This window comes from Mycolicibacterium novocastrense, assembly GCF_001499835.1.
Lineage (GTDB): Bacteria > Actinomycetota > Actinomycetes > Mycobacteriales > Mycobacteriaceae > Mycobacterium > Mycobacterium novocastrense.
On the sequence record NZ_LQIH01000012.1, the window covers coordinates 72,946 to 90,023 of the forward strand.

Sequence of the window (17,078 nt, forward strand, 5' to 3'; positions counted from 1 at the left end):
GTACGAGCGTACAGTACAGCCTCGAAGTCGATCCGACGTTCGAGGAGAGTGATCAGGTGAGCGAGACCGTCGCGGTGGTGACAGGGGCCAGCCGCGGTGCAGGCGCGGGTATCGCACGCGCACTGGGTAGCCACGGGTGCACCGTCTACGTCACGGGGCGAACCCAGAACGGCGGCAACGCAGAGGGTTCGCGGTTGTCGGGCACGATCGACGAGACCGCGCAGGCGGTCACCGACGCGGGCGGCAAGGGTATTGCCGTGCGCGTCGACCACGGCGACGACGATCAGGTCAAGGCGCTGTTCGATCGGATCGCCCGCGAGCAGGGGCGCGTCGACATCCTGGTGAACAACGCGGCGCTGATCCGCGACGAGATGATGGGCCGCACGAAGTTCTGGGAAGAACCGCTGAACGTCATCGACACCCTCGACGTCGGGCTGCGCAGTAGCTATGTCGCAACCGTCTATGCCGCGCCGCTGATGCTTCCCCAGCGCAGCGGCCTGGTCGCGTTCACGTCGTCGTCGGGCGCCGTGCATTACGCGTTCGGGCCGGCGTACGGAGTGCCGAAGGCCGGTACCGACAAGATGGCCGCTGACATGGCTTTCGACTTCCGGGAATTCGGGATTGCCGCGGTGTCCATTTGGATGGGTTCGCTGCTGACCGAGCGGGTCCGCGGGATCATCGCGAGCAACCCCGAGAAGTTCGGGCACATCACCGATACCGCCGAAACACCCGAGCTGACCGGGCATGTCATCTGGGCGCTGTATCGCGATCCGGATCTATCGGAGGTGAGCGGCCAAACGCTCATCGGGGCGGAGTTGGCGGTCAAGTACGGCATCAAAGACGACGGCGATCGTCAGCCACCGTCATACCGCGACATGTTCGACGTTCACCCGGCCAAGCAGTATCCGCACGTCATGCGGTGATTTGCGCACGCTGGCGGAGGTGTGAGCGTGCGCGAAGCGCCGAAATTTCGCGGCGCGTCGTGTGCAGACATGCACGCTCGCGGGTATTCGGTACAAACGTGCAACCACCCGCGAGGAGGCCACGATGGCAAAGGATCACGGTTCCAGCGTCAAGAACGACAAACAGTACGAAGGCCTGCGCAAAAAGGGCATGAGCAAGTCGCGTGCGGCGGCCATCGCGAACACGCCCGATGCGTCGAAGAAGGGCGGCAAGAAATCCGGCGGATCCAAGAAGAGCTGACGATGACTTTCGGCCGCTGAGTCGGTCATAACCTGCGAGTGCCACCACCACCGCAGGAGGAACATCGGATGTCCGTCCCGACTCAACCGGCCGCCCTACCGCCCGTCGTCGACCAGGCGACCTGGCGCGCCGCCCTCGACGACCTGCGCCGCCGCGAGAAGGCGGCGACACGCGAACTGGACGCCATAGCCGCCCAGCGCAGACGGCTGCCCATGGTCCGCATGCCGGATTACACGTTGATCGGGGAGAACGGGCCGGTCCGGCTCGCCGACGTGTTCGAGGGGCGCTCCCAGCTGATCGTCTACAACCACATGTGGACCGACGGCGCGCAGTGGCAGTGCGGCGGCTGCACCGGGTTCACCTCGCAGTTCACTCGGCTGGAGTTCCTCGACAACTACGACGCCCGCTTCGTCGTCGTCACCAACGGCCCGATCGAAGAGGTGCTGGCCTACCGCACCAAGGTCGGCAACCGGATGGACTGGTACTCGTCGTCGGAGAGTTCGTTCGGGGCCGACGTCGACGCCGCGCCCGGTGAAGGCTTCGCGGTGAACGTGTTCCTGCGAGACGGTGACACCGTTTACCGGACCTGGCACACCAACGGTCGCGGCACAGAACAACTCAGCCACTCGTTCGCGCTCATCGACCTCCTGCCGTGGGGCCGCCAGGAGGAGTGGCAGGATTCGCCGGAGGGTTGGCCGCAGCGGCCGACGTATTCGGGCTGGCTGGATTCGCCCGACGTCGCGCGAGCGTACGGCCCGGGCTGAATCCTCGAGGCATTGCTGATGCGCGCCTGCCCACCTCTCAGCGAATAATTCGCTGACAACGAAAGTTTCGCTGATAGGCGGGCACTAGCCCAACGGTCTCCCGACCGGCTGTTGTCGCGACCGCCCGCGTTCATGGTCGGCGCGACGGTGGCATCCTGGCTTCATGGGGTTGGTATGGGCCTGATCATCCGCCTGCTCGAGCTGCTGATCGTGCTCGTTCCGCTCGCCGGCGTGCTCTACGGGGGGTGGCGGGCGCTGACGGCGGCGCGTGCACGGCAGGACGCCGGCCGCGAGCAATCCGCCGACACGGCCCCGCAGCCCGCGAGCGGAACGGCGATGCAGTGGCAGGCGATCGCGCGTGCGGTGAAGGCGCACGACCGCACCGACACCCGTTGGCTCGAATACGAGCTCGACGTCGCGAAGCTGCTCGACTATCCGCTGATGACCGACATGCGCGATCCGCTGACCGAGCGGTTCCATCGGACCAAGTTGCGCGCGGACTTGTTGCGTCCGGGCAAGGCCGAGGATCTCGTCGACGACGTCGAAGCGGCGCGCGAGTACGTCGACGCCGTCACCGACTACGTCACCGCGTTCGAGGCCGCCGAGATCGAGGCGCTCCGTCGTCGGCGCAGCGATTTCTCCACACAGGACCAGCAGCGCATCGCCCGCGCCCAGAGCATGCTGCGCGTCGCGACCGACACCGCGGCCACTCCGCAGGAACGCGAACGCGGCTATGAGCTCGCCCGCCGCGAACTCGAGGGCCTGGTGGTGCTGCCCGAGCGGGCCCGCGTCGCGATCGAGCGCGGTATCGCCGGCGAACTCGGCGGCTGACGCACCCAACCGTTCACACGCCGCGTCGCAGGAATTCGGCGAGCACCGCGGCCATATCCGGAATCGCTCGCCGCGCAATGACTTCGTAGCCGTGCGTGCTGAGTGTCGGCAGGCACAGCAGACCGGCCCGCGGGGTGAGCCCGCTGGCCTTCGCGTGCGAAGCGTCGGATTCGAACGCGCCGAGCACTGCGGGCTGAGGTGACAAGCCGAGGTCGGTAGCGGCCTCGAGGAGCGCATCGGCCACCGACTTGTCGTAGATGGTCTCGGCGTCGCTGTACGCCACGATCGGGCCGCCGCTGCAGGAGGTCCCGTACTCCGCTTCGGTCGGACCGACCTCCAACGCCAGCGTCAGGTCACCGGGCAGCGTGCGGCTGGCGTAGGAGCCCCCGACACCGCCGACCTCCTCGGCGGTCGTGAACACCAGGTAGGTGTCGCGCGCCGGGCGCCCGTCGCTGGGAGCCAGCCGACCGGCCACATCGAGCAGTGCGGTCACCGCGGCGCGGTCGTCCATGAAGTAGCACCCGAGGTAGTCGGGGCCGACGTCGATGAGCGTGCGCTTGCTTCGGTGGACGCATGCGCGCGTACCCGCTCTGATGCCCGCCTCGGCCAGCTCCTCGGGAGTGTGGCCGGTGAAGACGTAGACGTGAAGCCAGTCGAGCGCCTGATCACCCTGGTCCGGTTTGGTCTCCCAGATCTGCTGACTCTCTTTGGTGGTGTGCTCGGAGCCGAGGGTGAGCACGCCGCACACCGTCCGCTGGTCACCGAGCAACGCGACCGGCCCGAGACCGAAGTTGCCCGGATACATCGTGCCCAGCGGTGTCAAGTGCAGGGTGCCGTCGGACTCGATCCGCTTGACGAGCATCGACAGCTCGTCCAGGTGGGCCATCACCCGAGCCGGCTGGGCCTCGCGGTCCTCACCGCGGAGCAGGCCGATCAGATTGCCTGCCTCGTCGACCCACATCTCGTCGACGTGCGGCTCCAACTCGCGGCGGCACACCTCGCGCACGTCATCTTCCTGACCGCAGGGGCCGTACGCGTGGAGCAGTTCTTGCAGCAGGTCACGGCGCAGGGTTTCGTCGGGCATAGATCTTGAATTGCCGACACCGCGTCGGCCTAACCTTCGGCAGACCGGTCGAAGTGCGTCAGGCCACCGGCGGATGCGGATACGGCGGCGGGACCGGCACGCACAACCCCGTGCTGGTGTCCAAGGCCTTTCCGTCGACGCAGAACGATGCGCAACCGTAGATGACGCCCGTCTGCCCGGGTGGGCAGCAACAGTTGCCCGGCTGGGCGGAGGCGACGACGGGGGACACCGGTACGGCCAGTGCGGCCGCGAAGAGCCCCGCGATCAGTGACCGTCGCAAAGTCATGAGGGCAGTCTAAGTGCGTGGCTCAGGTCCCACAGAAGGTTCGGTACTTCCCGAACTCCTCGGGCGCGGGCTCGGCGTACCGCTGCAGACCGGGACGCTCGTCATACGGCGCGGTCACGGCGTCCAGCAACTGGTACAGCGGGTCGAGATCCCCTGCGGTCGCGGCGGTCAGCGCCTCCTCGACCAGATGGTTGCGAGGGATGTAGATCGGGTTGGCACGATCCATCACCGTCGCGTCGGGCCGCAACGCGTGCCACCGCGACAGCCACTCGTCGAACGCGGCGAGATCGAGGAACAGGCCACGCGCGGGTTCGTCGTCGCTGCGGGCCGCCTGCCCGAGGTGGCGGAAGAACGACGTGAAGTCGACGTGGCTCTGATGCAACTGTGTGATCAGGTCGTTCATCAACGGCACCGCGATCTCCTCCGGGGTGTCCGTCAGCCCGAGTTTGGCGCACATGCCCGCAGACAACGCGTCCTGGAACTTGGGCGCGAAACCACCCAGGCTGCCCTCGGCGATCGCGATCGCCTGCTGTTGGTCGTCGGCGAACAACGGCAGCAGCGCCTCGGCCAACCGGGCCAGGTTCCACACCGCGATCGCCGGCTGGTTGCCGTAGGCGTAGCGGCCCCACGAGTCGATCGAGCTGAACACCGTCTCGGGGTCGTAGGCCTCCATGAACGCGCAGGGCCCGTAGTCGATGGTCTCTCCGGAGATCGTCATGTTGTCGGTGTTCATCACGCCGTGGACGAAGCCGACCAGCATCCACTTGGCGATCAGCGTCGCCTGCACCGCGATCACCGACTCCAACAGTGCGACATAAGGATTGCCCGCACCGGCGGCTTCGGGGTGGTGCCGTTGGATCGCGTGGTCGGCCAGGCGCCGCAGCATATCGACGTCGCCGGTGTTCGCGGCGTACTGGAAGGTGCCGACACGCAGATGGCTGCTGGCCACCCGCGACAGCACCGCACCGGGTAGCGGCGTCTCGCGTTGCACCTGGCGGCCGGTCGCGACCACGGCCAGCGAGCGGGTGGTCGGAATCCCCATCGCGTGCATCGCCTCGCTGACGATGTACTCGCGCAACATCGGGCCGACGGCGGCCAACCCGTCGCCGCCGCGGGCGAACGGCGTCGCGCCGGACCCCTTCAGATGTAGGTCGCGAAGCTCTCCGGTGGTCGTCGTGAGTTCGCCGACCAGGAGCGCGCGGCCGTCGCCCAGCCGGGGGACATATCCGCCGAACTGGTGACCGGCATAGGCCTGCGCGACCGGGGTCGCACCGTCGGGAATCTGCGTGCCGACCAGCAGCCGCAGGCCGTCGGCGCTGCGCAGCCACTCGGCGTCGATGCCGAGTTCGGCCGCCAGCGGTTCGTTGAGGACGAGCAGCCGCGGGTCGGGCGCCGATTCGGCCTGCCAGCGGACCGCCAGCTCGGGTAGGTCGCGCGCGTAGCGGTCGGCGAAGGTGACGGCGGTCGGTGCGGTGCTCACCCTTTCCACAGTACGAGCGGCACCGGCGCCTCAGCCGACGGCGAAACGCTCCGGAGTTGCCAACAGGGAACCCCACTCGGCGAGCACCGCGGCCCGTGCCGCCGCATTCAGGGAGTCCGCTTTACCGCCCGCGGCCGTGACGAGCGCGTCGGCGAGGGTGAACAGCGGCACCCGATGCTGCTGCGCCGCGCGGACGATCTCGCGGAACGCCTCGTCGACCGTGCAGTGGCGAAGCGCGATGAGAACACCTTCCGCGGTGTCCAGGCATTGTCGTCCGGGTGTCATGGCTCCGTTGATACCGATGCCGGCCGGTAATCAGGTGGTCAAACGCTGGGAAACAGCTGCGAGCCATCGAGCGGCGGAGCCGGAACGGGTCTGGACGGCGCTGTCTGTATGGTGAGGCTTCCTGGCGAGCGCGGATAGTGGTCAGAGAGGACCTGCCGCGCGCGGGGAGTAACCGTCTGATGAGGAGCAGCCCGGTGACGCTGAACACCATCGCGCTCGAGCTCGTGCCGCCGAACGTCGAGCGTGGGCACGAGCAGGCGTTGGAAGATGCGCATAAGGTGCTGCGATGCTCCGCGGAAACGGGTCTCGACGGCCGCATCCGCCACGTGATGATCCCCGGCATGATCGAGGAGGACGACGACCGTCCCATCGAGATGAAGCCCAAGATGGACGTGCTGGACTTCTGGGCGATCATCACCCCCGAGCTGTCCGGGATGAACGGGCTGTGCACCCAGGTCACCGCGTTCATGGACGAACCGACGTTGCGCCGGCGGCTGACCGACCTGTCCGGCGCCGGGTTCGACGGCATCGCGTTCGTCGGGGTTCCGCGCACGATGAGCGACGGCGAGGGCACCGGAGTCGCCCCGACCGACGCACTGTCGATCTACTCCGACGTGGTGCCCAACCGGGGCGCGATCCTCATCCCCACCCGCGACGGTGAGCAGGGCCGGTTCCGGTTCAAGTGCGATCAGGGCGCCACCTACGGGATGACCCAGTTGCTCTACTCCGACGCGATCGTCGGGTTCTTGCGTGACTTCGCCGAGGAGACCGACCACCGCCCGGAGATCCTGCTGTCCTTCGGATTCGTGCCGAAGATGGAGAGCAAGGTCGGCCTGATCAACTGGCTGATCCAGGATCCGGGCAACCCGGCCGTCGCCGCCGAGCAGGAGTTCGTCAAGAAGCTCGCCGCCACCGAGCCGGGGGAGAAGCGCAAGCTGATGGTCGACCTGTACAAGCGGGTCATCGACGGAGTCGGCGACCTTGGTTTCCCGCTCAGCATCCACCTCGAGGCCACCTACGGCGTGTCGGTTCCGGCGTTCGAGACGTTCGCCGAGATGCTCGACTACTGGGCGCCCGACAAGCCCTGACGGTTAGGGCCTCCGGACAGCGGGAAGGCCTGACCACGTGGTGGGCAGTCTGTTATCCCGCGCCCTGCACGCGTTCCATCACGTGCGGCTTGATCGCGAGACCGCTCTGGCGCTGCTGAAAGCCGTCATCGCATGCACGGTCGCGTGGCTCCTGGCGACCAGGGTGTTCGGTTCCTCGCACGCCACCTTCGCCGCATTCTCCGCCCTGATGCTGGTCGAGATCACGATCGCCGACTCGATCGCGAAGGCCGTTCGGTACACGGCCGCGATGCTTGCCGGCATCGGTCTGGCGGGGGCGGCGGTGTGGGTGTGGGGTGTGGTGGTGTGGCTGTTCCCGGCCATGCTCGTCGTGGCGCTGGTGATCGGGCGGTGGCATCGGCTGGGCAGCCAGGGGATCAACGTCGCGGTGGCGGCGATCTTCGCCTACGGCGCCTTCGCACTGCCTTCCGGTGATGCGTCGGCCGGCAGCCCGCTCCCGTCGATCGCGGGCATGGTGCTGCTGGGCGCCTCGGTGGCGCTCGTGGTGACGCTGGTCATCGCGCCGCCGTTGCGCTATCGCAGCGCGCGGTACGCCGTCGAATCGGTCAGCGGTTCGTTGGTCGACCTGCTGACGGACATGGCCGACGGGCTGGCGGGCGGCGACATCAGCCAGGAGGTCGTGCGGGACTGGCGGTGGCGCGCTGACGTTTTGCCGAACAAGGCGGCGCAGGCCCGTCACACCCTCGACCACGCCGTGCGCACCACGAAGCTCAACGTGCGCCGGCTGGTGGTCCACCCGGGCACCGCGATCGCGGAGCAGCGCGTGACGATCAACGCGCTCGAGCGGATCGGCGAAGAGTTGCGATGGGTGGCCACGGGGATCGCCCGTGCGGTCGCGCGGGAGGAGTCGGAGGCTCAGCACGACGAGTTCCTTCGTCGCTACGGCACGCTGCTGACGGCCGTGCGGGACGCCGTCGCGGCCATGGGCACCGTCGCCGACGTCGGCAGGCAGCCGCTGGGTGACGAGGCCCGCCGGTGCCGCGCCGCGTTCGACGAACTGACCGCGCATGTCGCGAGCCGTGAACTCGACCGCCCGACCCAGTGGGCGATCTTCGGCGGGCTGTACACCGACGCCGAGCGCTTGTGCGACGAGATCGACTCCGCCCGTGCGGCTTACGCGACCTCCGGACGCGGCGGCACGGTGCGGCCCGCGTAGGACCGCACCGCGCCCCCGTTGCGTCACGACGCCTGACGCGTCGGCATGATCGTCAGCTGCTGCACGTTGACCCGCGCCGGTTGGGCGACCAGGAAATCGATCGCCGCGGCGACGTCGGCGGGGTCCAGCCACTCGATGTGGTCACGGGTGCCGTCCAACCACTCCGTGGCCCCGGCGTCGGTGACGTGGCCCTGCAGCTCGGTTTCGACGATGCCGGGCTCGATGGCCGAGACCCGCACGTTCCTGGCGCCGAGTTCGGCCCGCAGCGTGCGCGACATGTGCGTCACGAACGCCTTCGTGCCCGAATACACCGCGAAGTTCGGGAAGATGTTCTGCGCGCCGATCGACGAGGTGTTGATCAGGTCGGCGACGCCGTTGTCTTCGGCCGCCTTCACCAGTTGGGGAACGAACGCGCCGATCGTGTTCATCAACCCGGCGACATTGAGATCGATCTGCTGCTGCCACTGGTCGAAGCGCCGTTCGTCGATCGGCGATGGCAGCATGACTCCGGCGTTGTTGAACAGCACATCGACCGTGCCGAGTTCGTCGGACACCCGCTCGGCGGCGGCACGCACCGCGTCGGCGTCGGTGACGTCCAGCGGCAGTGCGAGCGCGGTGCCGCCGGCCTCGGCGATCTCGGCGGCAAGCTTCTCGAGGCGGTCGGCCCGGCGGGCCAGCAGCGCCACCTTGGCGCCGGACGCGGCGAGCCGCCTTGCGGTGGCCTCACCGATGCCGCTCGATGCGCCGGTGACGACGGCGACGCGTCCGGCCAGCGGGGCGGTGGTGTGGTTTGTCATATCGGGAACCTTTCTTGCGTTCGTGGCGGCGGTGGTGCCGCACACTCGAGACAACAACCGCCGACGGCCCCCTGAGCGGCGAAAACGCGCCTCGCTCTACCCCGGTTCGGCGTACCTGGGTTTGACAGACCTACGTTTGGCGCGGCCCGGCCCCACCGCTGCCGCCACACTGGGTGCATGGATCACAACGCCGAACTCAAGGAGTTCCTGCGGACTCGACGCGCGCGCCTGCGCGTCGAGGATGTAGAGGTCGGTGGAACCAGCAGGGTGCGACGGGTGCCCGGCCTGCGCCGTGAGGAGGTCGCGCAGTTGGCCGGCGTGAGCGTGGACTACTACAGCCGCCTCGAGCAGGGCCGCCACCTCAACGTCTCCGACGAGGTACTCGACGCCGTCTCACGCGCGTTGCGGCTCGACGACGTCGAGCGGGCCTATCTCTTCCAGATCGCGCGGGTGAACACTCGCCGCGCTCGGCGGCGCCCCGCGCCCGTTCAGCGGGTCCGGCCGGGCATCCGCCGGTTACTGGAGACGCTCGACGATGTGACACCGGCATTCGTGTTCGGCCGCCGGATGGACATGTTGGCAGCCAACCGGTTGGCGCGGGCGTTGATCGGCGACTTCGAGGCCCTCCCCCCGCGCGAGCGAAACCTGTTGCGGTTCACCTTCCTCGACGAATCCGCCCGCGAGCTCTACACCGACTGGGAAGAGGTGGCACGCGACAACGTCGCGATCCTGCGCCTGGACGCCGGGAGGCATCCCGACGATCCGCTGCTGACCGAACTGGTCGGGGAGCTGGCCGTCAAGAGCGACGAGTTCCGCCGGTGGTGGGCCGACCACAACGTCCGCGAACGCACGCACGGGATCAAGCGCTACCACCACCCGTTGGTCGGCGATCTGACGATCAACTACGAGAGCGTCGCCGTGCTCGGCGACCCGGACCAGACGTTGTGCCTCTACACCGCCGAGCCCGGGTCGCCGTCGGAGAACGCGCTTCGCCTGTTGGCCAACTGGACGGGCACGCCGTCGACGGCAGACCGCGACGCCGACCTGCCGACCTCCTGACCGGACGCCTATCCTGGCCGGAGTGTCGGGCCCCTCTGTCGCTGAGCTTCGCAATCGCCTCGACGGGCTGACGATTCGCGATGCGGCCCGGTTCGGCAGGCGACTTCGCCAAATGCGCGGCGCCCCGGTAGAGAAACTCGCCAAACTCGCCGAGCAGATCGCCGCGGCGGAAGCGGTTGTCGCGACCCGCCTCGCCGCGGTGCCGACGATCACCTATCCCGACTTGCCGGTCAGTGAGCGCCGCGACGAGATCGCCAGGGCGATCAACGAGCACCAGGTGGTGATCGTCGCCGGTGAAACCGGTTCCGGGAAGACGACCCAGCTGCCCAAGATCTGCCTCGACATCGGCCGCGGCGTACGCGGCACGATCGGGCACACCCAACCGCGACGCCTGGCCGCCCGCACCGTTGCCCAGCGCATCGCCGACGAGGTGGGCAGCCCGCTCGGCGACACGATCGGCTACACGGTGCGCTTCACCGACCAGGCCGGCGACCGCACCCTGGTCAAGCTGATGACCGACGGCATCCTGCTCGCCGATATCCAGCGGGACCGCCGGCTGCTGCGCTACGACACCCTGATCCTCGACGAGGCGCACGAGCGCAGCCTCAACATCGACTTCCTGCTCGGCTACCTGCGCGAGTTGCTGCCCCGCCGACCCGATCTCAAGGTCATCGTCACCTCCGCGACGATCGAACCGGAGCGCTTCGCTGAGCATTTCGGCACCGTCGGCGGCCCGGCACCCATCGTCGAGGTGTCCGGGCGCACCTATCCGGTCGAGATCCGTTACCGCCCTTTGGAAGTCGCGGTTCCCGCCGACGACGCCGATGACCCCGACGATCCCGACCACGAGGTGGTCCGCACGCAGATGCGCGACCAGACCGAGGCGATCGTCGACGCCATCGCCGAGTTGGAGGCCGAGCCGCCCGGCGACGTGCTGGTGTTCCTGTCCGGCGAACGCGAAATCCGTGACCTCCGTGAAGTATTGGCCGGCGTTGTCGATGAGCGCACTGAAGTGCTGCCCCTGTACGCGCGGTTGCCGACAGCCGACCAGCAGCGGGTGTTCGCGCCCCGCCACACCGGGCGCCGCATCGTGCTCGCGACCAACGTCGCCGAGACGTCGCTCACGGTGCCCGGTATCCGCTACGTCGTCGACCCGGGCACCGCCCGCATCTCCCGCTACAGCCGCCGAACCAAGGTGCAGCGGCTGCCGATCGAGCCGATCTCCCAAGCATCGGCGGCGCAGCGGGCCGGGCGGTCCGGGCGCACCGCACCGGGGGTGTGCATCCGGCTGTACTCCGAGGAGGACTTCGCGGCGCGACCGCGCTACACCGAGCCCGAGATCCTGCGGACCAACCTGGCGTCGGTGATTCTGCAGATGGCGGCGCTCGGGTTGGGTGAGATCGAGACCTTTCCTTTTCTGGACCCGCCGGACCGGCGCAGCATCCGCGACGGCGTGCAGCTGTTGCAGGAACTCGGCGCGTTCGACGCCGACGGCGCGATCACCGATGTCGGGCGCAGGCTCGCGCAGCTTCCGGTCGACCCGCGTCTGGGCCGCATGATCCTGCAGGCCGACACCGAGGGTTGCGTGCGGGAGATCCTGGTGCTGGCCGCGGCGCTGTCGATCCCCGACCCTCGGGAGCGCCCCGCCGACCGCGAGGACGCCGCGCGGCAGAAGCACGCCAGGTTCGCCGACGAGCATTCGGATTTCGTGTCCTACCTCAACCTCTGGAGATACCTCGGCGAGCAGCGCAAAGAACTGTCGGGCAACGCTTTTCGCCGGATGTGCCGCGACGAGTTCCTGCACTATCTGCGGATCCGGGAGTGGCAGGATCTCACCGGGCAGCTGCGCAGCATCGCGCGCGACCTCGGAATCAGGGAGTCCGACGAACCCGCGGACCCGGCAAGCGTGCACGCCGCGCTGTTGGCCGGGCTGCTGTCGCATATCGGGCTGCGCGACGGCGACGGCCGCGAATATCAGGGCGCGCGCAACTCGAAGTTCGTCCTGGCGCCCGGTTCGGCGCTGACGAAACGCCCGCCGCGATGGATCGTCGTCGCCGACCTCGTCGAAACCAGCAGGCTGTTCGGCCGCATCGGGGCCCGCATCCAACCCGAAGTGGTCGAGCGCATCGCGGGCGATCTCGTGGCGCGCACCTACAGCGAACCGCACTGGGACGCGCGGCGCGGTGCGGTGATGGCCTACGAGCGGGTGACCCTGTATGGGCTGCCGCTGGTTCCCCGTCGACGGGTCGGCTATTCACAGGTCGAACCGGACCTGGCGCGCGAGTTGTTCATCCGGCACGCGTTGGTCGAGGGCGACTGGCAGACGCGGCATCACTTCTTCCGCGACAACGCCCGGCTGCGCGAGGAGCTCGAGGAACTGGAGGAGAAGGCCCGCCGCCGCGACCTGCTGGTCGGCGATGAGGAGATCTTCGCGTTCTACAACGCCCGTATCCCGTCGGATGTGTTGTCCGCGAGGCATTTCGACGCGTGGTGGAAGAAGCAGCGCCACGTCACGCCTGAGCTGCTCACGTTCACCCGCGACGATCTGCTGCGTACCGAAGACGCGGCCGATGGCCAGCCGGACGCGTGGCGGGCCGGCGATCTGGCGCTGCCGCTGAGTTACCGCTTCGAGCCGGGCGCCGAGGACGACGGTGTGACGGTGCACGTACCCGTGGAGGTGCTGGCCCGGCTCGGCGGTGACGAGTTCGCCTGGCAGGTACCAGCGCTGCGCGAGGAGCTGATCACCGCGCTGATCCGCTCCCTGCCGAAAGCGCTGCGGCGCAACTTCGTTCCCGCACCGGACACGGCGCGCGCGGTGCTGGCCGCGATCACTCCGGGTGCCGAACCACTGCTCGAGGCCGTGCAGCGCGAACTGAACCGCCGCACCGGTGTGCTGGTGCCGATCGACGCGTTCGACCTCGACAAGCTGCCGTCGCATCTGCGGGTCACCTTCGCCGTCGAAAGCGCCGACGGTACCGAGCTGGCGCGCGGTAAGGACCTCGATGCGTTGCAGCACGAACTCGCCGCGCCGGTGCGGCGCGCGGTCGCCGATGCGGTGGCAGGCGGCCTGGACCGCACCGGATTGCGGACGTGGCCCGAGGATCTCGACGAGGTGCCGCGGAGCGTCGAGCGCACCGTCGGCGGCCACACCGTGCGTGGATATCCGGCGCTGGTCGACACGGGAGACGCCGTCGACCTGCATGTGTTCCCGACCGCCGCCGAACAACAGGCGTCGATGGGGCCCGGCACCCGCAGGTTGTTGCGCCTCGCGGTGCCCTCACCGGTGAAAGCCGTTGAGCGGCAATTGCAGCCGCGAACCAAGCTCGTGCTCGGCGCCAACCCTGACGGATCTCTGCAGGCGCTGCTCGAGGACTGCGCCGACGCCGCGACCGATCTGCTCGCGCCCGCCCCGGCGTGGACACGCGAGGAGTTCACCGAGCTGCGCAACCGCGTCGCCGCCGACCTGGTGCCGACGACCGCGGGAATCGTCACCCGCGTGGAGAAGGCGCTCGCGGCGGCGCATGACGTCGAGGTGGCCCTACCGACGGCGCCGTCCGCCGCGCAGGCCGACGCGATCGCCGATATCCGCGCACAACTGGACCGGTTGTTGCCACGCGGCTTCGTCGCCGCCACCGGAGCCGCTCACCTGGCCGATCTGAACCGCTATCTCCTGGCCATGAGCAAGCGCTTGGAACGGCTGCCGCACGGACCTGCCGCCGACCGCGAGCGGATGGACCGCGTGCATGCCGTGGAGGACGCCTACGACGAGCTGGTCCGCGCGTTGTCGCCCGCGCGCGCCGTCGGTGCCGACATCCGCGACATCGGTCGGCAGATCGAGGAGCTCCGCGTCAGCCTGTGGGCGCAGCAGCTGGGCACTCCGCGCCCGGTCAGCGAGCAGCGCATCTACCGCGCGATCGACGCGGCGCTGATCCGCTGAGCCCTATAGCCGCACGCGACGCCCGCCCATCCGGTAGGCATTAACCCTATGTATGCCTCGCTGGTCCGGAGCGCGGCGGCCGTCCTGCTCGCGGTCGCGACGGTGTCGTGTGGTGGCCCGTCACCGACCGCCCAGAGCGACACACCCACGCCGTCGGGTCCTGCGCCGGTCATCAAACCTGTTGTACTCGAGGAGATTCCACACGATGTCACGGCGTGGACGCAGGGACTCGAGCTCGACGGGGGCTCCCTGTACGAGGGCACGGGCATCGCGGGAAGGTCGCAGCTGCGCGAGCTCGACCCCGCCACCGGCGCCGTGCGGCGCGCCGCACCCGCCCCGAACAACTACTACGGCGAGGGCATCACCGTCGTCGGCGACCGCATCTGGGAGCTGACGTGGCGCGACGGGGTGGCCGTCGAATGGGACAGGGCCACCCTGACCCCGGTGCGGGAGGCGGCGGTCGACGGGGAGGGCTGGGGTCTGTGCCACGACGGTGACCGGCTGGTCCGCAGCGACGGCACCGACCGGCTGCGCTTCCACGACCCGGCGACCTTCGCCGAGACAGGCTCGGTGGCCGTCACTCGCGACGACGAGCCGCTGCGCAACCTCAACGAGCTGGAGTGCGTCGACGGCCAGGTGTGGGCCAACGTGTGGCACTCCGACGAAATCGTGCGCATCGACCCGGCGACGGGGCGGGTCGACGCCGTCGTCGACGCCGCCGGATTGTGGCCCGGTCAGGGCGAGGACTCCGAGAAGGTGCTCAACGGCATCGCGCACGTCGACGGCGACGAATACCTGCTGACCGGCAAGTTCTGGCCGTCCATGTACCGGGTTCGGCTCGACCCGCCGAGCTGAGGGTTTGCGCCACGGCTGAACCGTCAACGTAGCGGTCATGACCGCTCTCGACACCACCAGGGACGCGACGAGGCTTGTCGCGGGGCCCATCGCCGGCGCTTATCGACGCACCGGCGCCGATCTGCCCTTCAGCGACCCGCTGACCTCGCACGGCACCGAGATGGAGGGCTGGTTCTGGCGCCTGACCGACGCCGCGTCGGGACGCGTCGTGGTGGCGTTGTTCAGCGTGAACAAGCATCCCGACGGCGACTGGGCGACCACCGCGGTGGCTTTGCACCCGGGCGAGCGGGTGTACAGCGCGGCGCTGGACGGTGCCCGTGCCGGGGCGGAGCCGTTTCGGCTCGACGCGGACGACGGACGGTTTCACGCGACCTACGACCGGCTGCGCGCCGACCTCCCCGGCGTGCGCGTCGACATGAGGTTCGACGACCCGGTCCGCTGGCCCAAGGCGCTGGCCGGCGGCGGGCTCGCCTCGGTCGTCCCCTTCCTCAACCAGTACTGGCATCCGTACCGGCTCGGCGGATCCGCCAGCGGCACCGTGGAATTCGGCGGTGAGCGCTGGGAGTTCGACCGCGCCAAGCTCTACACCGAACGCAACTGGGGTGCTGGGTTCCCGCAGCGGTGGTGGTGGGGGCAGGCACACGACTTCGGCGACGCCGACGTCTCGGTGGCGTTCTCGGGAGGGCTGCTCGCGCTCGGACCGCTCAAACAGGACGTGGCAGGCGTCGTGGTACGGCTCGGAAACAAGGTGCTGCGGTTGACCCCGCCGACGGCCTGGGTGCGCTCGGACATCGGCGAGGGTACGTGGACCCTGCGGGCGACGTCGCTTCGGTACCAGATCGAATTGCACGGCGACGGAACGCATCTCGAGCCGCACGTGCTTCCGGTGCCACTGCCCGCCGAGCGGCGCAACGTCGACACCGACTTCGAACACCTCGCCGGCAGGTTGCGCTGTGTGGTCAAGGATTTCGGTCGGGTGATCTTCGACGGCGAATCCGAGATCGCGGGTCTGGAGGTCGGCAGCCTGCCCGGTGGCTAGGGTGACCGAATGCGACTCGGCAGGATCGGCGGGCGGTGACCCGCCCGCGGGTGGTCGTCGCGGGCCTCGGCGACAGCGGTGTGCTGACCGCGATCAAGCTTGCGCGGCACGCCGACGTCGTCGGTGTCTCCGCCAAACCGGGGCTGCTCAGCGGCCAGGAACTCGGCATGCGCATCAGCAGGCCGCAGGACTGGGCTCGCTACAACTGGATTGGGTTCCACCGGTTCCGCGGACTCGACCACGTTCGCACCGTGCACGGCACACTGACCGGGCTCGACCCGTCGGCGCAGAAAGTGCTCGTCGAGACCGCCGACGGCGGTGCGGTCGCCGAATCCTATGACGCGCTGGTGATTTCGACGGGCGTCAGCAACGGCTTCTGGCGGCGACCGCACCTGCAGACGGCCGACGAGATCACCACCGAACTCGGTACGGCACACCAGCGGCTGGCGTCCGCGCGGTCGGTGATCGTCATCGGCGGGGGCGCGGCCGCCGTCAGCAGCGCGGCCAACCTGGCCAAGGCGTGGCCCGACAAGCGCGTCGACCTCTACTTCCCTTCCGAGCGCGCGCTCGTGCACCACCACCCGCGGGTGTGGCAGCGGATCAGCCGTCAACTGGCCGGGCTCGGCGTGGGCCTGCATGCGGGCCACCGCGCGGTGCTCCCGGACGGGTTCGGGTGCGACGAGATCACCGACGCACCCGTGCAGTGGAGCACCGGGCAGCCGGCGTCGTCGGCCGACGCGGTGCTGTGGGCCATCGGCCGGGTCTCGCCCAATACCCAGTGGCTGCCGCCCGAGTTTCTCGACGAGCAGGGTTTCGTGCGCGTCACCCCCGAACTCCGCGTGCCCGGGGCCCCCGGGGTATTCGCGGTCGGCGACGTCGCGGCGACCGACCCGCTGCGAAGCTCGGCCCGCAACCGCGCCGACGGGCTACTCGCCCACAACATCCGCGCCCACTTCGCAGGCAAACCGCTGCGCGCCTATCGGCCCGCGAGCCGGCGGTGGGGTTCGGTGCTCGGCCCGCAGGCCGACGGCCTCGAGGTGTTCACGCCGAAGGGTCAGGCGTTCCGCTTCCCCGGGTGGTCGATCGATCGCGTGCTGATGCCGTGGATCGTGTGGCGCGGTTTCTACCGCGGGGTGCGGCCGGAGTCTGCGCCGCGAAACTGAAGATATGCATCA

Annotated in this window: 16 protein-coding genes; 11 read left to right on the forward strand and 5 right to left on the reverse strand. The window is 69.0% G+C overall.

From position 1 onward, the window contains the following. Positions 1–56 precede the first annotated feature (56 nt). From AU072_RS10685 to AU072_RS10700, 4 genes are all read left to right on the forward strand, one after another. Positions 57–923 (forward strand): SDR family NAD(P)-dependent oxidoreductase, encoded by an 867-nt coding sequence (locus AU072_RS10685; RefSeq protein ID WP_064413759.1) that lies wholly within the window; start codon positions 57–59, stop codon positions 921–923. A gap of 124 nt (positions 924–1,047) precedes the next feature. After that, entirely contained in the window at positions 1,048–1,203 is a 156-nt protein-coding gene (locus AU072_RS28290; protein ID WP_165595640.1) for a DUF7218 family protein, read from the forward strand. Positions 1,204–1,271: 68 nt separating this feature from the next. Beyond that, complete coding sequence (locus tag AU072_RS10695; protein ID WP_064413761.1) at positions 1,272–1,967, forward strand: DUF899 domain-containing protein; 696 nt, start codon at positions 1,272–1,274, stop codon at positions 1,965–1,967. A gap of 174 nt (positions 1,968–2,141) precedes the next feature. Then, positions 2,142–2,798 (forward strand): hypothetical protein, encoded by a 657-nt coding sequence (locus AU072_RS10700; protein ID WP_064413762.1) that lies wholly within the window; start codon positions 2,142–2,144, stop codon positions 2,796–2,798. A 13-nt stretch (positions 2,799–2,811) separates the two neighbouring features. Here AU072_RS10700 and AU072_RS10705 read toward each other — a convergent pair whose 3' ends face one another. Genes AU072_RS10705 through AU072_RS10715 form a run of 4 tightly spaced genes read right to left on the reverse strand, consistent with a single transcriptional unit; the run spans position 2,812 to position 5,933 of the window. Further along, positions 2,812–3,882 (reverse strand): M42 family metallopeptidase, encoded by a 1,071-nt coding sequence (locus tag AU072_RS10705; protein ID WP_064413763.1) that lies wholly within the window; start codon positions 3,880–3,882, stop codon positions 2,812–2,814. Between the two features lie 58 nt (positions 3,883–3,940). Next, complete coding sequence (locus tag AU072_RS27580) at positions 3,941–4,168, reverse strand: hypothetical protein (protein ID WP_082680829.1); 228 nt, start codon at positions 4,166–4,168, stop codon at positions 3,941–3,943. Between the two features lie 22 nt (positions 4,169–4,190). Continuing rightward, positions 4,191–5,648 (reverse strand): protein adenylyltransferase SelO, encoded by a 1,458-nt coding sequence (locus AU072_RS10710; protein ID WP_064413764.1) that lies wholly within the window; start codon positions 5,646–5,648, stop codon positions 4,191–4,193. Between the two features lie 30 nt (positions 5,649–5,678). After that, positions 5,679–5,933: an ANTAR domain-containing protein gene (locus AU072_RS10715; protein WP_064413765.1), complete on the reverse strand. Its 255-nt coding sequence runs from the start codon at positions 5,931–5,933 to the stop codon at positions 5,679–5,681. A gap of 194 nt (positions 5,934–6,127) precedes the next feature. Here AU072_RS10715 and AU072_RS10720 point away from each other — a divergent pair, with 194 nt between their 5' ends. Together AU072_RS10720 and AU072_RS10725 are read left to right on the forward strand one after the other, a co-directional pair. After that, positions 6,128–7,021, forward strand: a complete 894-nt coding sequence (locus AU072_RS10720) for a mycobacterial-type methylenetetrahydrofolate reductase (protein ID WP_064413766.1) — start codon at positions 6,128–6,130, stop codon at positions 7,019–7,021. Positions 7,022–7,058: 37 nt separating this feature from the next. Beyond that, entirely contained in the window at positions 7,059–8,216 is a 1,158-nt protein-coding gene (locus AU072_RS10725) for an FUSC family protein (RefSeq protein WP_064413767.1), read from the forward strand. Positions 8,217–8,239: 23 nt separating this feature from the next. Here the strand turns inward: AU072_RS10725 and AU072_RS10730 are convergent, their stop codons facing one another. Continuing rightward, a complete protein-coding gene (locus AU072_RS10730) occupies positions 8,240–9,013 on the reverse strand; it encodes an SDR family oxidoreductase (RefSeq protein ID WP_064414013.1) in 774 nt (257 codons plus the stop codon). A 177-nt stretch (positions 9,014–9,190) separates the two neighbouring features. Between AU072_RS10730 and AU072_RS10735 the strand changes: the two genes are divergently transcribed. Genes AU072_RS10735 through AU072_RS10755 form a run of 5 tightly spaced genes read left to right on the forward strand, consistent with a single transcriptional unit; the run spans position 9,191 to position 17,066 of the window. Next, the gene (locus tag AU072_RS10735; protein WP_064413768.1) at positions 9,191–10,072 is read left to right on the forward strand and encodes a helix-turn-helix transcriptional regulator; all 882 of its coding nucleotides are present in this window, start codon (positions 9,191–9,193) and stop codon (positions 10,070–10,072) included. A 22-nt stretch (positions 10,073–10,094) separates the two neighbouring features. Beyond that, positions 10,095–14,009 (forward strand): ATP-dependent RNA helicase HrpA, encoded by a 3,915-nt coding sequence (hrpA, locus tag AU072_RS10740; RefSeq protein WP_064413769.1) that lies wholly within the window; start codon positions 10,095–10,097, stop codon positions 14,007–14,009. A 48-nt stretch (positions 14,010–14,057) separates the two neighbouring features. Beyond that, on the forward strand, positions 14,058–14,864 hold the full coding sequence (locus AU072_RS10745; protein WP_064413770.1) for a glutaminyl-peptide cyclotransferase: 807 nt from the start codon (positions 14,058–14,060) through the stop codon (positions 14,862–14,864). A gap of 37 nt (positions 14,865–14,901) precedes the next feature. Further along, positions 14,902–15,903, forward strand: a complete 1,002-nt coding sequence (locus AU072_RS10750; RefSeq protein ID WP_064413771.1) for a tocopherol cyclase family protein — start codon at positions 14,902–14,904, stop codon at positions 15,901–15,903. 35 nt (positions 15,904–15,938) lie between these two features. Further along, positions 15,939–17,066, forward strand: a complete 1,128-nt coding sequence (locus AU072_RS10755) for an FAD-dependent oxidoreductase (protein WP_064413772.1) — start codon at positions 15,939–15,941, stop codon at positions 17,064–17,066. Positions 17,067–17,078 lie beyond the last annotated feature (12 nt).

Excerpts from the sequence above, each read along its gene's own strand:
- AU072_RS28290 (WP_165595640.1), top strand. The coding sequence starts at position 1,048 with ATGGCAAAGGATCACGGTTCCAGCGTCAAGAACGACAAACAGTACGAA.
- AU072_RS10695 (WP_064413761.1), top strand. The coding sequence starts at position 1,272 with ATGTCCGTCCCGACTCAACCGGCCGCCCTACCGCCCGTCGTCGACCAG.
- AU072_RS10700 (WP_064413762.1), top strand. The coding sequence starts at position 2,142 with ATGGGCCTGATCATCCGCCTGCTCGAGCTGCTGATCGTGCTCGTTCCG.
- AU072_RS10705 (WP_064413763.1), bottom strand. The coding sequence starts at position 3,882 with ATGCCCGACGAAACCCTGCGCCGTGACCTGCTGCAAGAACTGCTCCAC.
- AU072_RS27580 (WP_082680829.1), bottom strand. The coding sequence starts at position 4,168 with ATGACTTTGCGACGGTCACTGATCGCGGGGCTCTTCGCGGCCGCACTG.
- AU072_RS10715 (WP_064413765.1), bottom strand. The coding sequence starts at position 5,933 with ATGACACCCGGACGACAATGCCTGGACACCGCGGAAGGTGTTCTCATC.
- AU072_RS10730 (WP_064414013.1), bottom strand. The coding sequence starts at position 9,013 with ATGACAAACCACACCACCGCCCCGCTGGCCGGACGCGTCGCCGTCGTC.
- AU072_RS10735 (WP_064413768.1), top strand. The coding sequence starts at position 9,191 with ATGGATCACAACGCCGAACTCAAGGAGTTCCTGCGGACTCGACGCGCG.
- AU072_RS10745 (WP_064413770.1), top strand. The coding sequence starts at position 14,058 with ATGTATGCCTCGCTGGTCCGGAGCGCGGCGGCCGTCCTGCTCGCGGTC.
- AU072_RS10750 (WP_064413771.1), top strand. The coding sequence starts at position 14,902 with ATGACCGCTCTCGACACCACCAGGGACGCGACGAGGCTTGTCGCGGGG.